The sequence below is a fragment of the Halorubellus litoreus genome (assembly GCF_055378595.1).
The window spans coordinates 21,375-33,923 of sequence record NZ_AP043835.1; the positions used below are offsets into that span (position 1 = coordinate 21,375).

Sequence of the window (12,549 nt, forward strand, 5' to 3'; positions counted from 1 at the left end):
ACACCCTCACCGCACCGCACCGTACACCGCGAGCCCGAGGATTACGAGGAACGTACACGCCACGCCAACCGCCAGCCCCGGCCCAGCCCCCGCGAAAATCCCAGCCATCACCCCGCCCGACGCAGAGCCTGGCACAATCCCGATGAGGCCACCGATGCCGCCGAGCATCGCGCCGACGACCGGCGGGCCGAGGAAGACGAGCCCTCCAAGTTCACCCCCGTCCGGCGAGAACGTCACACCCGTCGTCTCGTTCTCCACCTCCGACACCTCCAACAGCCCGTCACCACCGAGACTCCCGTGAACCGTCACCTCGTCCCCCTCGGAAACGACGTTCTTCGCGTCGATGGATCCAGCACGCGCTTGCGTGTACCCCGTGACGTTCCCCGTCTCGTCCGTCTGCTCGACCCGGAACGAGAGATTCGACGGCGTCTGACTCTCGTGCCAGGTGACGTCCCTGACAACCCCCGACGCAGTTGCATCCTCCGACCCCAAGAGTGACATGACACCTTCACTCTCGCCGACGATAATAACTACTCGGGTGAAACGACAGCTGCCCCATCTGAACGGCCGAAAATCACGTGACTCGGGGACCTTCTCAGGGAGTTCCGGCCCGGAATCCATTCGTGTGCCTGACAGAGCTCGAACCTCTCTTGTGATGGGGCGCCGAGCACGGTAGAGTAGCAGACGAAACTGCGGGATTACAGTACGATCGGGGTGTGACTGTGGGCTGGTCCACGGGAGTGCGGCGTAGGTTTCGAGTGGGGGAGGAGGCTCACGGTTTCGACGGTCTTGTTGGTGATGGGTGCGGCGACACCCAGCCATCTACCACGAGTTCGTTGGTGAACGAAGACACGAACCTCTTCGTGTGGCAGTGGCTCACCGCCAGTGTCCGCCACACCGAAACCGGCACCCGCCACGACGTCGGCCCACTCATCCGCGCGGACTTCGAAGCGCTCGTCGCCGACGTAGACGGTTGACCACCAGCCCTTATTTCACAGAGACTTCCCGATCTTGCACCGAGGTAATCCGGGGAAAGCAACTGCTAGCCAAAAAGATCTAACGTTGGGGGGCAGATGTGCAATCGCTTGATCAAATGAGGCTTCGAGGAACTACGATCCGTAAATTATCGTTGATATGACTGCAAGTGCGATTGACGCGGGGTCACTTTCTGATCGGTCCCTCTTCCACCTGTTGCGATCTTGCCAGATGGGAGAAGCGGGAGCGATCGTCGGTGGCCACATTGACCGAAACGAGTTGCGGAAGGAACTGTACGTCCCGACTATCGAAGATCAGGCCGTACAGGACTTCTTCGTGGACGACTACCGGGAGGATGGATCACTACTCGTCATTACGGGCAGTGCGGGTGACGGGAAAAGTGCGCTCCTCTCTCGGGCGTTCAAACGGGCGATGGACGCTGACAAACCGGTGGATGAATCCCACATCCGAATGGACGCCACAGCAGCGGATACGAAACACGAAACCTACGACGTGGCACTCAACCGGTTCCTCCGAAAGCGTGCACGGAACGCAGAACGGCAACGAGGGCCGCGGTCTGGGCTCGCTATCAACCTCGGGCTCGCCATCGACTTCTTCGACCGCCAGGGGTACGCCGACCAGTACCCCGGCCTCTGGGAGGCAATCGACGCAGTCCGAACGAAGCGAGAGTACAAAACCGAGAACGTACACGCAATCAACCTCGGTCACCGACGACTGTACGAGACTCGCCCGGACGAACTCGGAGAGGGGCTCCTCCGTGAGATCGTCGAGAAGTTCGCGTTCGACTCACCGGCCAGTCCGTTCCACGAAGCGTTCGAACGTGAGAAAGACCAGTGTCCGGCGGGCGAAAAGTGCCCGCTCCACTACAACGCGAGTCAGTTCACGAAGGAGACGGTCAGGGAACGCGTCGCAAAGTTACTGGCGACGAGTGGCGTCGTCAACACGACGTACCTGAATCCGCGGTCGATCCTGGATCACGTCACGTCGATGATCCTCCCACGGTCGCTGCAGGAACTCGCGGTTGAGGGCGCGTGTCCCGTCGGAGCAGGGATTCGAGGTAACCCGGTTCCGCCGGAATCGCTTCTCTGGAATACTATCTTCGAGCGGCTAGACGATCCGTCAGATCCCGGCGCTGGCCAGCTCGACCCAGCGGCGAGCTCGAGCGTCTCGCTCGACCAGATCCTCCTCAGCTGGGGTGCCGCCCCGGACCGCGTCTCGACGTTGCTCGGGGAGACGCCACTAGGGTCGCGCGTCGAGACTGCAACCCGGATTCGGACTGCGCTCCGGCGGCTGTATCTGGTCGACGAACAGCGTATCGAGGCACCCATCGAGACGGCGCTCGAATCGCCACAGTTCGACGAGTTCCTCGGTGCGTTGACCTACCTCAACCAGGAGCCATCGACCGTCGAGGACGACACGGAACTCCAGCAGTACGTCACCGACGTTCTCAGGACGGTGCAGGCGTCCCTACAGGGGTGGAGTGGGTCGATTACCGACGACGACTACATCGAGTTCGTCGACGGCATCAAATCCACGGACTACCGCTTCCTCTCGAAGTGGAGCAAACCGGACCCGGACCGTGCAGCCTCACATCGACAAACCCAGCAGGAGACGACGCCAGGCCAGCTCTGGCTCGTCCTCAAGCCCGAGGGGACCGACGTCACGGTGCCCGTGCCAGTGACGTTCGAGCTCTATCAGTTGATGACGCGAATCCGAGATGGCTATAATCCGAACGCGCTCGACCTAGAGCGATCGGAAGGGATGCGGCTCATCCAGTCGCGGCTCTCCGAGTTCACGAACAAACAGGAGCAGGTTCGCGTCGTCAACAAGCTGGATACTGAACTCTTCCGCGTAGAGGAAGGTGGCTTCGACACCATCGAGATCAAATCGGGTGAGCAGCTATGAGCGACGACCAATCTCTGGGACGACAGATCAGTCGAGTCATCGACGACGGGTTCTTCCCGACGTCGCCTGCGGCGACGTTGCGCGAAGCGATCTTCTCGGAGATCCTCGCGGGCGTCCTCGGGGCGTCACCCTCCACCAGTGACCTGGAGGAGATTCAGTCGGTGTTCGAACGCCACGAGTCGGTGGACGACGACGTTGCAGAACAAGTCTGGGACGTGTTCGAGGCGACCTACACGACGACCGGATCACGGGGGGCACGCGGGAAGAAAGCGAAACGGTACGTCGTGCCGTTTCACCCCGTCATCGCGAAACACGTCGAACCGCACGAAACCCGGAACTGGGGCGACTGGTATCGGATGCTGATGTCGAGCGGGCGCCCTGCCGAGTTCAACCAAGAGTTACACGATGCGTTCGTGGCCCGGCTGGAAGGGCTGGAACCGTCGAACCTGTTCGAACAGGTGTTCGTCGACGTGATCGGTCGTATCGAAACCGAAGCAGTCGGTGAGCCGGCGACGGATCCGCTGCGCCCCTACGTGGACGAGTGTGCGAGCGCGTTCCAGAGCGACCTGCGGCGGTGGCTCGACGACGAGTACGATTCCCCGTCGAACTGGTTGCAGTCGACGCGTGACCTGTTCTGTTTCCACTTCATGATGTACTACGCCCAGCTGGCGTTGAATCTCGAACGAGAGTTCGACCGGCTGGCCAAGGACCCCGAACGGGACTACGAACCGGAGATCAAACAACTGTACTTCGGGCTCTGGGACGAGAAAGCGTCCCAGGACCGTCGATTCAGGCAGGAATGGCGGGCGCGCGACCAACGGGGCGTGGAGGGCCACGTCTACGATTCGTGGGGTCGACTCGCTGTCCTCAACGAGATCGCAGCGGTGGTCGAACGAAAGACGGACCGGGAACAAACGGCAGTAACGCTGTCGGAAGCGATGGCGCTCCCCGACTCGGTTCGACGGACCGTTGTCGTCGAGCTCTGCGAGCACTTGCCGGATACCGAGCCGTCTGACGATGTCGACTTGCCGACGGTGGCACAGCGCATGACGAACCGGGTTCGGTCGTACTACGAGGAGAAAACCCAGTCGAACCAGACGCCGATCTCGATGGGGATCAACGTCGTCCGCCAGCTCGGCGACGGCGGGGATCGGAAGTACTGGCGGACACAGCGGAAGATCGGGCCGACGTTCAGACTGAACCGGGGTGCGCTCCGGTTCTTCGCGAGGCTATTTGCTATGAATGAAGACGACACGCACTACGACGAGTTCGTGAGTTATCTCCAACGACGGGGGATCTTCCTGGACTCCAAGAGCGAACGGTACGCGCTCGAGGAATTGGACGAGATGGGGATGATTGACCGGCAGAGTGACAGTGGAGGTGCTGTGTATGTCCGATCTCTTTGAGCAGGCACTTGCGGCGCACGTCAGAGCGTATCTGGAAACCAATCCGCCGCGTGGTGGACAGATACTGCTCGGCGAGTTCCACAGTGGCGCGTTAGCAGACTCGTTCGCTGCTGGGCTCGTCGAAGAACTGGCCGAGGGTCGGAGTCGAAGCCAGACCCCTGGGGGCGACAAACTCCCCGTTTTCGAGACGGCCGACGGGGTGCCGGTGTCGATCGTGCGCGTCGTTCCTGACGTGAGCGACGGGGCGGCCGCGAGTGCCTACGAGGTGACGCAGGGGTTCGCGACGACGATGCGCAACCAGATCGCTGCGTCGGTCGAGGGTGACAGCCCGAAGGCGATGATCATGGTGCTGGAGACGGATGCGAGTCTGGATACACTCGAAGCGTCCGAAGCCCTGTTCGGCGACGACGCACCGATCAATCTCGACTCGTTCCGGGAGAGCGTCCTCGATCCGGGCACGTGCAAGCACCGTCAGGGACGCGCGCTCCTCGACGGGTTGCTGGATTCGTTCGAAGGCGACTCGGCGTACAGCGACGACATCTCGGTGCTCGAAACGCTCTGTGAGCTCCGGGATGCGATCGACTCGAAGGACGCGGAGCGCGTCCAGGAGCTCATCGGTGATCTGCCGCAGTATCTCCGCGAGGACCAGCTCGGTGACGACTGGTTCGAGAAGGGACAGGACGAACAGAGTCTCTACGAGAGTGTGTCGAAAGCACTCTCGGACAACAAGGATCACGCCGAAAACTTGCGGCGTGCGCATCAGGCCGGCACAAACACCGAGAGTCGGCTGAGTTCCACCTACGACGAGACGTTCGTGAACAAGGTCCTGGAGTCGCCGGACTGGTCCGAACTCAAGCACTCCGATGCGAGGCAAGCACAGAATACCGGGGGTGGACCGATCCAATTCCGGGAGCTATCGATCAACGCGGCCGAACACCGGATCTACGAACCGCTGGATAGCGACCGAACGGAACGCTCGATCCTCGCCGTTTCGGACGATGGAGAGCTATCGCTCACTGTCGAGTTCGCGAACGATCTGGAAGAGACCCCGAAAGCGTTCTGGGGGCCCGACGGCGACGACGTTGGCCGGCTCTCCAAGCGGGAGAACCGAGCGACTGCCACCGTCGAGGGGCTGCCAGAAGACCGCCCGTGGTTCGGGACCCTGCGGTTCTGGGTTGGGAAGAAGACGAAGCGGGGGAAGCCGACACACGTATTCAACCTTGCCGTCGTCCCGGAGTGGTTCTTCGCTGCGACGCGTGGTATCTCGCTCGACGTCGACGTCGACGGGGAGGCGCTGGTCTCGAACGGTGACGGCGAAATCGAACTACAGCCGCTCGAAGACTTGCGGTTTGAATCTGAGCGTCGGGTCGTCGACCTGCGCGAGGAACAAACGATCCAGTTCGACCGGCCGATCACCATCGATCCGAATCCGCCGGACGTCGTGGAACGCGTCGCGTGCCAGCTCGCTCCACTGGACGGGGTCCCGATCGAGATCGCGTTCCTGACGGAAGTATCGACGGCGGAGTCCGAAGAGGTGGTGTTCCCGTTGATGCTCGCGGCGATCGTCGAACCCGACCGCTGGGCCGCTACGGACCTGCAGCTGCCGGAGGTGATGGACATCGACACCGACCGGGGAGAGATCTATACCGCCGGCGACGACGGGATTCGACTGGAAGACGAGGCCCTGGAGCTGTTGCAGATCGAAGAGCAGATTGTCGACGACGGGAGCATCCGGCCACGGGAAGTTGAGGGTGAAGACCCGGACTTTGGGTCGCTTTCGGGCGACGAGTCCCAGCTAGACGCGGCCCTGCGCGAGGCATACGGGGAGCTCTTCGAACACTTCGCGGAGCGTAACCGGACGCCGTCCACTGACCCCTGGGACGAGCCGACCCAGCAGCGAGCGCGAGCGGTCGTGCGAGCCTACAACGATGCGGTCGACGATATCTCGTCGCAAAAAGCGTTCACGAAGTACGAGCCGTTGCGGGACGTGTGTACGATCCGGTCGACGACGACGGAGAAACTCTGGCTGACGCCGTTCCATCCCGTCTTGTTGGCGTACGCACTTCGGATCGCAGAGTGGCGCGACGACGAACTCGTTCCGCGAAACGTGACTGGAGGGTTCCGGCGCGAGCAGTTCATTTCGAAATTCAACGCGAACGGTCTTCACCCGTATCGGACGACTGAACGGTCCACCGGTTCGTTACTGCGTGGGATGCCGTACGCCGAGACGCCGCTGTGGACGGTTTATTCGCCGGTGGAATCGCCGGGGTCGGTGACGCCGCGCTACATGGAGCGTGTGGTTCGAGACAAGCTGTATACGTTCGTGCAGGCGTTCCCGATCCTGTTCCAGTTGCACTCGGGACGCCAGATCCAGCTCAATCTCGTCAACATGGGCGACCTGCGGCCCGTCGTCAAGGGCCTCTACGAGTTCTACAAGAAAATCGAGAAGGCCGACGTCGACCCGCCGCGCGTCCTCCTGCGGATCTACGGGAGCGACGCCGAAGGAGAAGCGCTCGAACGGTTCTTCACGGAGAGTGCAGAGTCGCGGCTCCGACAGAACCTCGAGAAGAAGAACGACGAACTCGTCGACCGGCTCCGGTCGCATGTCACGTACGTTCAGGCCGGTGAATACAGTAGCGACACGCAGACGGAAGCCCATCTCACGTTCTTCCGTGGGCTCCTCGAAGAGAACCCCGGCGTCATCGACGTCGGCGAACTGCCGTCCGGGATGCTCAACGACGGGTTGTTCCCCCGGGAATCGATCGACGTCGAAGTAACGCAGGGTGAGACGGTCTACACCGTCGGCTTCAGCTGTGACGGTGGCGAACGCGACCTCATCCACGAGGTTGCGCGTCGCACGAACGCTCTGGAAGCGGGGAAGTGGAGCAACGCCTATCACGCCGGTCAGACCGTCAAGAAGAACATCGAGTCGACGCAGGGTGCTGACCTGGCGGAGCTGTGGGACGATTCGCTGTGGGTGGTGCACGTGCAGCCGAACGTCGGCATCGACTTCTACGTCCGGTCGGACACGGAGCTCGAAGACCTCGACGACCGCGTGATGATCCACTACAGCGACCAGTACGACTCCTCGTCGCCCGACTACGACGTCATCACCTCCACGAGCAAGCGCACGCCGTACCTGACTGCGTTACAGCGAGCGCTCTCGGAAGCGAACCTGGACCACCTGATGGATCCTGAGACCGTGCTCTCGATTCTCGTCTCGATCGACGGCGAGATGGCGCTGGACCTCCAGCAGTCAGAGGGCACTGAGGTAATCGAGACGATCGGGTTCGTCGGCGGGCTCGCGTTGAGCCAGCGGCTCCTCGAGCGGTCGGCGCCCGACCACCTGTGGATTCCACTCAGCCTCAATGAGCTCACTCGGCACGACCGGTCGTATCGCGGTGGCAGTGACGGCCTCTTGCAGTACGATTCGACGGGGAAGGCGAGCGACGACCTCTGTTTCGTCGGTGTGCCCCGAGACGAATCCGACGACGAGCTGAAGCTCTGGGTGGTCGAGACAAAAGGCGGGACCTCGCAGATCTCCACCGGTCGCGACCAGGTCGTGGGCGCCGTCGAGAACCTCAAGGCGATCTTCGATCCGGGAGAGAACTACGCCGACGAAGACATCCTGCACGGCGAGTTCGGGAAAGTCGTACTGGACGTTGCGCGACGAATGCAGAGTTACGACGTCTTCGACGACGATGCGAGCTCGTGGGTGGAACAACGATGGCGGTCGCTGCAGGAGGGCGACTTCGAGGTGTCCTTCGTCGAGGACAGGAATGGATCGCTCGGGGAAGTGATCCGCGTTCGCGAGAACACCGTCCAATCCGAGGTCGGATTCGAAGATCGCGTTCGCTCCATCGAAACGTCTATCGACGCGTTACGGCTCCTCCGGACGGACGACATCGAAGATGTCCTCCCTGACCTCAATCTGGATCAGCTATCGTTCGAAATCGACGCCGGCAGTGCGCAGTCGCCATCCGACGACAGCGATGCCCCCGACGGCGAGGACACATCCCGCGACACCGCCGAGCCACTCGCAGCCACCCCCAATGCCTCAACCGGAGGTGACGGCGATGACAGTCGGCCATCTGGAAGCGATAGTGACGAAACAGGTCCGGATAGCGAACCCAAGGCGGATTCGCTCACCGACGCTCAAACGCCGGACGACAACGCATCCGATGCGTCGGCCGTATCTGCAAGAGCGGCCGAAACCACTGAGTCTGACCCTCAACCAGCAGATGCAAAGACGGGGGAATCAAATCCCGAGGAACCAGAACCTTCGGCTGAGCCGGTGACGGAGACCTCGTCGGGCGATGACGCTCGCAGCGAGGAGCAAGCTGACGATTCACCCGGAGCATCTGCCGATGATCCACCCGACGAAAGCGAAGATCCGGCTGACGGAGAACCGTCGTCAGCTGATGATTTGAGCCCTGATTCCGGCGAGGGGCAGTCGCGACTGGAGTCGGTCGTCGAGAGACTCGACGAGAGTCCGGAGCCCGAGACGGAGTTCGACACGGGGACGCTCGCGTCGAACATCCGTGACGGGTTCGAAGCGCTCGGTGTCGACGTCCACCCGCCAAATCCGTCGAGTATTTCGGTCGGCCCTCGCAAGATCGGCGTTGACGTGCTCCCGAAGGAAGGCCAGAAGGTCGAAGGTATTCTCTCGAGTCTCGACTCGCTGAGCGTCCACATCCAGGCCCAGGGGAACATCGTCGGCAAGCCAATCCCGTCGAAAGGCGCGGTCCGGCTGGAAATCCCCCACGACAACCCACAGGACATCTATCTCCGCGAAGGCCTCGAGGCGCTCGCACCCGAACTCGAGGAGCCGTTGACGATCCCGCTCGGCGTCGACACGGAACGCGAGCACCACGCGCTCTCGCTGCCCGACGAACGGCACGCGCTCATCGCTGGCGCTACGGGGTCCGGGAAGTCCAACTTCTTGAGCGCCGTGCTCTGTAGTCTCGTCGCGACCAACGACCCGTCGGAGGTCGAGATCAGTCTCCTCGACCCGAAAGGCGTCGACTTTGGGCGGTTCGCAGACCTCCCGCACGTCGAAACCTACGAAGACACCTCGAACGATTGCGCAACGAGACTCCTCGACCTCGTCGAGAACCGTATCCCGGAACGCAAACAGCTCCTGAAGGAAGTGGGTGCCACGTCAGTTGCGGAACTGAACGAGCACGCGGCCGACCTGGGTCACGACCCTGTCCCGTACCACGTGGTCGTGATCGACGAGTACGCCGACCTGAAGATGTCCGTGGACGACGCTGATGCGTTCGAAGACGCCGTCACCCGGCTCGCCCAGGTCGGCCGGGCGCTCGGGTTCGTCATTCTCCTCGCAACCCAACGCCCCTCCGCGGACATCGTCTCCGGGAAAATCAAGGCGAACTTCCCGTGCCGTATCAGCTTCCGGCTGCCGTCGAACACGGACTCTCGCGTCATCCTCGACAAGCCTGGCGCCGAAAACCTCCAGGGCGCCGGTGACATGATCACCAGCACCCAGGCCGGCGACGAATACCACCTCCAAGGCTACCGACTCACACTCCACGACGCAACCCAGGTCAAAGACTGGGTCAACGAACGAGACAGGGAATTCGAGAACGGACACTGAACGTAACCGCGACCCCCGATCTAACGCGCATCACTCACGAATCCTTGCGGGGTTGAAGCACCACGTGGTTGGGACTGCCAGCTGCGATGCCTCACCCTCGTCCCGGATTGAAGGAGTTGGGAGTGGGTGAGTTGGGGACGGCGGGGATGTCTACGTTTGGTCCGGTAGTCTGGCATCGAGAGTTACTGCCTGCGCTCTGATATGTAGAGTGGGATAGTGGATGGGGCACGTTGTCTGCGGTGAGAGTAGAGCGGTTGGCGGAGCGTGTGGGTGCTGATGGTGAAAGGGAGGCTGTGTCGCTATGAGGAAGCCTTCAGGTACCGTCAGTTACTGGTCGAAATTCGATCTCGCGGCTGTTCGCCGGTGCATCACCCGGGACCTCATTGTGATTGAGGAGGGACTCAGGCCACGCCTCGTATGCGAGTCCGACGAGGAGCGGCTCAACTTCTGCGAGATACGCTGGATAGCCGTACGGCCCTGGATACGCTTCTGGATCCCAGGCGCGAATCCACAGATACGTCTCCTGTTTGAGTTGGCGCGTGCCTTGTTCGAAGAGTTCGCTCGCCCAACTGAGTTTCTTCGAGTCCTCGCCGAATACGGTCTCCGAGAGTTCTCCAACGTGCCAGAAACTTCCGTCTCCCCACCGAGCGAAACTCCGTGTCCCGCTCCGGTCTTTCGCAATCTCCTCGAAGTTCGCACTCAGTTCGTTCTTTTTTCCGTACGCCTCAGCTTTTCCGATGTACCGTGGAACAACATCTCTGGGGGAGGGATTCGCAGCGTTGAGTTGAAACAGGACGTAGAGTAAGCCACTCGCCCCCTCTTTCACGCCGTTCGTGTGAACACATCGTTTTCCCTCTCGCCGAATCCGGTCGTCAATAGCGTCGCTTCGCTTGAGGACCGTTGAGGACCCGAGTGCCTTCGTCTCGACAACGAGGTCCTCATCAGTCTCGAAGAGGGGTATCGGATCGACCTCCTCGGAGTGGGCGATGTCTCGACAGATAGTCTTCGCAACCCACTCGAACCAGAGTTCCGTCTTACTTTCCGCAGGCGCCTTCTCAGTGGAGAGCTCGGCGAGACGTGCCGCTTCCTCATTCATTGATGTGAGGTCCGTGTCAACCCACTCGTGACCGACAGTCCCCATCTCGTGGGGGACACGGTTGGGGACGAAGTCGCGATTGGCGAACACACGGTTGTACCGGGGAAGGGAGTGCACCAGCCCGACCAGTTTCCCTTCGAGTTCGTGCCGGTACGTTGGGTAGCCGTACGGACCGACCTCTAGGTCGTCAACGTTGACTACCCACGCGTACAGCTGTGAAGTCGATTTTTCGTACGTGGTCGCGATGTGATCATACTTTCCGTAACTCCCCCACGACCCATCGTCTTCCCACTCCGAAATGGGGAGCGCGTCCCGGAGCTTTCTGAAGTGGTTCATCAGTCGACTCGCAACGTTGCTTGTTTCGCCGATATACACCGGAATCACGTCGACAGGCCCGGCTACGGGTTCGTCAAGGAGGTATAACAGATACAGATAGTCACCACTCCCCCGCCCGAGGCGATACGCATCGTACTCGTCGGTCATCGACAACGTCGAGCCGCTGTCGTCGACCATCGGCACCGGATCCGGGGTTGCAGTCGACTGGATGTCTGCGAGAATTGTCCTCTGCACAAACTCATCCCAGACCTTCGCTTTCGATCGTCTGTCCGACATTGTCGGCAGAAGACAACATCCGATTATAAAGCTGGTTGGGCCGAACCACAGCACTCTGTTACCCTCCGAAAAGACCTCTGGGGGGCTATGCCAGATGCGACACTTCGTCTGACTCTTCGATGTCGTCGAACTCGCCGCGCTCCAGCGGTTTCCAGTCCGCACCTGGCTTTGGACTCCACCAATCAACCTCATAGGCACCCGGTGCGCCCAATACCTTCACGCGTGCGGACCCATCAGGCAAGTCGCGACGCAGTTTTTCGTCGACGTGGAGGTTCCAGGTCGTGGTGGTATCGAAGCAGGCGAGCACGGCGGCCTCGTAGCCGCGTGTCTCTCGGGACTCCTGGAGTTGGACCTGCGTGTTGCAGTTCTTGCAGAACACCCCCTCGAAGGGGATGTGAGTGAAGACGTCCTTGCCACAGACCGGACACCAGAGGAACTCGAACAGTGCCTCACGATACCGGTCACGTACTTCGAGACTCATTGTTTGGTCACCCCGGCCGTCCCGGGCCACCCTCTCGTGGCCGGACAAAAACAGCCGCCAGCGGGGGCCACCTACTCACCGGTCGGCGCCGTAGACGACGCGTGAGGGGGCTTGGTACCCACAGTCGGGGCAGTCGTACCACCGCTGTGTCGCCCCGTCTGCTGACTTCTCTCAGACGTGACCGTCGTCGCTTGGCCATTCCGGACAGCTGAGCTCCGGGGCAGGATGCCCCCGAAGCACGTCACGGAACGAGGGTGCGTCCTTCATCTCCGATCTCCCCGACCACACCCTCTAGCCGTCGACGGGAATCACCCCACGCCATTTGTACCAGTAGGACTCGGACGGGCGATACAAGATGGCTCGGTAACCGGCCTCGGTGTTCTGATACGCGAGTGTCAAGGAACGGCTTTCGCGTCGCCAGTTGATGATGCCGAGCATT

General features: G+C 61.4%; 7 protein-coding genes and 1 pseudogene. 4 read left to right on the top strand and 4 right to left on the bottom strand.

Annotated elements, in window-relative coordinates:
- Positions 1-6: 6 nt before the first annotated feature.
- On the bottom strand, positions 7-501 hold the full coding sequence (locus ACZ48X_RS02900; RefSeq protein WP_336351888.1) for a hypothetical protein: 495 nt from the start codon (positions 499-501) through the stop codon (positions 7-9).
- 338 nt (positions 502-839) lie between these two features.
- Here ACZ48X_RS02900 and ACZ48X_RS02905 point away from each other — a divergent pair, with 338 nt between their 5' ends.
- From ACZ48X_RS02905 to ACZ48X_RS02920, 4 genes are all read left to right on the top strand, one after another.
- The gene (locus tag ACZ48X_RS02905; protein WP_336351887.1) at positions 840-977 is read left to right on the top strand and encodes a hypothetical protein; all 138 of its coding nucleotides are present in this window, start codon (positions 840-842) and stop codon (positions 975-977) included.
- A 229-nt stretch (positions 978-1,206) separates the two neighbouring features.
- A complete protein-coding gene (dptF, locus tag ACZ48X_RS02910) occupies positions 1,207-2,901 on the top strand; it encodes a DNA phosphorothioation-dependent restriction protein DptF (RefSeq protein WP_336351886.1) in 1,695 nt (564 codons plus the stop codon).
- Positions 2,902-2,978: 77 nt separating this feature from the next.
- A complete protein-coding gene (gene dptG / locus ACZ48X_RS02915) occupies positions 2,979-4,307 on the top strand; it encodes a DNA phosphorothioation-dependent restriction protein DptG (RefSeq protein ID WP_464379806.1) in 1,329 nt (442 codons plus the stop codon).
- Complete coding sequence (locus ACZ48X_RS02920; RefSeq protein WP_336351884.1) at positions 4,291-9,921, top strand: FtsK/SpoIIIE domain-containing protein; 5,631 nt, start codon at positions 4,291-4,293, stop codon at positions 9,919-9,921. Before dptG ends, ACZ48X_RS02920 begins: the two co-directional genes overlap by 17 nt.
- A gap of 313 nt (positions 9,922-10,234) precedes the next feature.
- On the opposite strand, the gene ACZ48X_RS02925 is transcribed toward ACZ48X_RS02920, so the two are convergent.
- The 3 genes and pseudogenes from ACZ48X_RS02925 to ACZ48X_RS02935 form a co-directional block, all read right to left on the bottom strand.
- Positions 10,235-11,629 carry a GIY-YIG nuclease family protein gene (locus ACZ48X_RS02925; protein WP_336351883.1) on the bottom strand — a complete coding sequence of 465 codons (1,395 nt, stop codon included), beginning with the start codon at positions 11,627-11,629 and terminating at the stop codon, positions 10,235-10,237.
- 85 nt (positions 11,630-11,714) lie between these two features.
- A complete protein-coding gene (locus ACZ48X_RS02930) occupies positions 11,715-12,110 on the bottom strand; it encodes a DUF7567 family protein (RefSeq protein WP_336351882.1) in 396 nt (131 codons plus the stop codon).
- A gap of 75 nt (positions 12,111-12,185) precedes the next feature.
- Positions 12,186-12,548 (bottom strand): annotated as a pseudogene (locus ACZ48X_RS02935) (DUF7568 family protein).
- Position 12,549: the final 1 nt, after the last annotated feature.

Bases quoted from the DNA above. Each gene is read 5' to 3' on its own strand.
- ACZ48X_RS02925 (WP_336351883.1), bottom strand. From the start codon at position 11,629: ATGTCGGACAGACGATCGAAAGCGAAGGTCTGGGATGAGTTTGTGCAG.
- ACZ48X_RS02900 (WP_336351888.1), bottom strand. From the start codon at position 501: ATGTCACTCTTGGGGTCGGAGGATGCAACTGCGTCGGGGGTTGTCAGG.
- ACZ48X_RS02920 (WP_336351884.1), top strand. From the start codon at position 4,291: ATGTCCGATCTCTTTGAGCAGGCACTTGCGGCGCACGTCAGAGCGTAT.
- ACZ48X_RS02930 (WP_336351882.1), bottom strand. From the start codon at position 12,110: ATGAGTCTCGAAGTACGTGACCGGTATCGTGAGGCACTGTTCGAGTTC.
- dptF (WP_336351886.1), top strand. From the start codon at position 1,207: ATGGGAGAAGCGGGAGCGATCGTCGGTGGCCACATTGACCGAAACGAG.